This is a genomic window from Terrabacter sp. P5_B1 (assembly GCF_056400505.1).
Map to the genome: position 1 here is coordinate 1 of NZ_JBFULD010000437.1, position 2821 is coordinate 2821.

3 protein-coding genes and 1 pseudogene are annotated in these 2821 nt (G+C 73.2%); all 4 read right to left on the bottom strand.

Annotated features, from left to right (window positions below; all coding sequences use genetic code 11):
• Positions 1-1234, bottom strand: a pseudogene (locus AC1DP0_RS20515) (hypothetical protein); the annotation flags it as partial.
• Between the two features lie 106 nt (positions 1235-1340).
• Positions 1341-1838 carry a peptidase associated/transthyretin-like domain-containing protein gene (locus AC1DP0_RS20520; protein WP_478088169.1) on the bottom strand — a complete coding sequence of 166 codons (498 nt, stop codon included), beginning with the start codon at positions 1836-1838 and terminating at the stop codon, positions 1341-1343.
• A 1-nt stretch (position 1839) separates the two neighbouring features.
• Positions 1840-2421 (bottom strand): RNA polymerase sigma factor, encoded by a 582-nt coding sequence (locus tag AC1DP0_RS20525; RefSeq protein ID WP_478088171.1) that lies wholly within the window; start codon positions 2419-2421, stop codon positions 1840-1842.
• Positions 2418-2821, bottom strand: a 404-nt coding sequence (locus AC1DP0_RS20530) for a S8 family serine peptidase (RefSeq protein ID WP_478088173.1), incomplete at its 5' end; no start/stop codon positions are given. The genes AC1DP0_RS20525 and AC1DP0_RS20530, both read right to left, overlap by 4 nt.

The window sequence follows — 2821 nt, forward strand, 5'->3', positions numbered from 1 at the left end:
GGCTCGCGCTGCCCTGCTGGCCGGCCGCGAGCCGCCGGGACGCCCGCACGAGGATGCGTCGGGCCGGGGCCAGGTCACCGGTGGCCACGAGCGTCATCGCCGTGACGACCGCCGCGTCGAGCTCGTCGGACAGCGAGCCGGTCGAGACCCGCTCGAGGCTGAGCAGGCGGGTGTTCGCGGCCGCCGCGTCCCCGGCGAGCAGGAGCGCCTGCGCCGCGACGACGCGCGCGCTGTCGGCCAGCTCCGGGTCTCCGAGCTCCGTCGCCGTCTCGGTGAGCTCGTCGGCCGTCGCCGCCGCAGCAAGAGCCCCGGTGGCATCCCCCACGCCGCGCCCGACCCGGTCGGCGTCCGGCTGTCCCTGCGCGCGGCGCGTCCTCCGCTGCCGGTCGAGGTCCACGAGCAGCTCGACGAGCCTCGCCTTGGCGGCCCACGCGGTCGCACCGATGCGCCCGTAGGTCTCGCGAGCCGACACCGCGGCCCCGGTGGCGAGGTCCAGGTGCCCGAGGAGCCGATGGGCGCGGGCCAGGGCGAGCTCGAACTCCGCTCGCATCTGGTCGTGCCCGTCGCCGGCGAGCTCGGCGAGCCCGGCGTGCAGTGCCTCCACGGCCTCCTTCACGAGACCGGCCTCGAGCAGGACCTGCGCGCGGTCCAGCCGTGCCGGACCCTTGAAGACGTCCGCCTCGAGCCGCTGGGCGCGAGCCATGCCGGCCAGGGACCGCGGGATGTCACCGAGGAGGTATGCCGCATACCCCGCGTTGTGACGAGCCATGAACTCCTGCTCGACCCCGCCCAGCTCGTGTGCGAGGCGCGCTGCCTCGGCGAAGGACTCGAGCGCCTCCTGCGGCCGCAGCAGCTCGAAGGCCAGCATGCCCCGGCTCAGGTGCACCGAGCACTGCTCGCGCTCGGTGAAGGCATCGAGCCGGCGCACGGCGCCCTCGAGGCCGTCCCAGGCCGAGGCGAGGTCGCCGACCCGGCCGTGGATGTTGGCGCGCTGGTAGTCCAGGCGCGCCCGGAGCCGGTCGTCATCGAGCTCGTCGACGAGCTCCTCGGCCTCCGCGAGCCGTGCCGACGCCGTCTCGACCCCCGAGAGCATGAGCTCGGTCAGCGCGAGCGTGATGAGCGTCTTGCAGCGCAGGTCGAGTTGCTCCCGCGAGGGAGCCGACCCGGCCGCGCGGTCGATCTCGTCCAAAGCCGCCGTCAGCGCGCGCGCCGCGTCGACCGGCCTGCCGGCCATGTTGTCCGCCGCGCCCTGCTCGCGGAGGGCGCGGGCACTCTCGAGCAGATCGATGGCTCCCGCCCGGCCTCTCGTTCAGGGCCGGTCACCACGTGTGTCGGGATCGTCAGATCTGGATCGTCGGGGTGATGACCGGTCTCGTGTCCTCGTTGCCCGGGTCGGTCACGACGAAGTGGACCGGCCCATGGGGTAGATCATCCAGAACGAAGCGGCCGTTCGCATCCGAAATCACCGAGCTGCTCCCCTCCGCCGTCACGGCCTCGACCCGGGCGCCGGGCGCCGTGACCCAGCCATCCACGCGGACGCGGTCCTCGAGCTCGTCGGAGTCCATCGGGCCGGCCGAGACCATGAGGCTCAGCGAGGCGGCCGTGAAGGTCACCGACTCCGTGGGCGTCGGCTCGACCGTGGTCTCCGCACCTCGCGTCGTCAGGAGCGCGGAGTCCATGAGCTCGGCGACCTCGGCGTGGAGCGCGTGCACCGTGATCGCGAACTTGACCCGCTCGGCGAGGTCGCTCGGGACCGGGTCGGCGTGACCGAAGAGGTCCCGCACGTGGCCCAGGTTGGTGATGTCGCGGGCATCGATGGCGTCAGTGTGCGAAGTCATGTCAGACCGCCCATCCGGGATCGGAGCCGAGGGTGGTCCTCAGCTTCTGGAGGCAACGGCCGCGGGTCGGGCCGATGCTGCCGACGGGCATGCCCAACGACTCCGCGATGGCGGCATAGTCAGGACGGTCGGCGAACGCGATGACGCGGAGCAGCTCCTGGCAGCGCGGGGTCAGCGTCGAGACGTGCTTCCACAGCACGCGCTGGCGCTCGGAGAGGATCGCCTGCGCCTCGGGGTCGAGCTGTTGCGCCGGTGGCTCCGGCACCTCCTCGACGCCGAGCTCACGCCGGGACCCGCGGGCCAGGCGCCAGACCTCGCGCTTGACGACGACCACGAGCCAGCCGAGCACCGCCGCCGGCTCGTTGATCGAGTCGGCCCGGTCGACGAGCTGGAGGAAGGCGGTCTGGATGGCGTCCTCGCACGTCGCCGGCGCACCGCCCTGGGAGCGCGCAGCATTCCACAGCACGGGCGTCACGAGGTCGACGAGCTCCGAGAGCCGCTCCCGCTCACCAGCGCGGTAGGCGGCGAACGCCTGACCGGCGAGGGTCCCGAGGCCGTCGGGTGCGGTGGGGGTGGGTGTCATGACCGCGTCCTCGCGATGCAGGAGCGCAGCGCGCGGATGGCCCGCTTGCGCATGGTGGACGACGAGACGTCGGTCAGGCCACTCTCGTCGATGAGGGCCGCAGCCAGCTCGGCGGCGAAGACCGGAGTGGCGAACGACGTGCCGCTCCACACGCCGAAGCCCCCGGTGTAGTCGTCCGGGTCCACCGTGCAGCGCACCGTGCCGTCGGACGAGTCCTGGGCGGAGGGCTGACCCAGGCCGTTCGTGAGTGGAAGCGTGCTGACGACGGAGACCCCGGCGCGGACCGCGCTGACGACCGGGAGCTTGTTGGAGAAGAGCGCCACGGTGGTGCCGTCGGGGTTGGTCGCGCCCACGCTCGCGAGCGGCGGCACCGACGYCCGGGTGATCCGCGGCGGAGGGG

Bases quoted from the DNA above. Each gene is read 5' to 3' on its own strand.
- AC1DP0_RS20525 (WP_478088171.1), bottom strand. From the start codon at position 2,421: ATGACACCCACCCCCACCGCACCCGACGGCCTCGGGACCCTCGCCGGT.
- AC1DP0_RS20520 (WP_478088169.1), bottom strand. From the start codon at position 1,838: ATGACTTCGCACACTGACGCCATCGATGCCCGCGACATCACCAACCTG.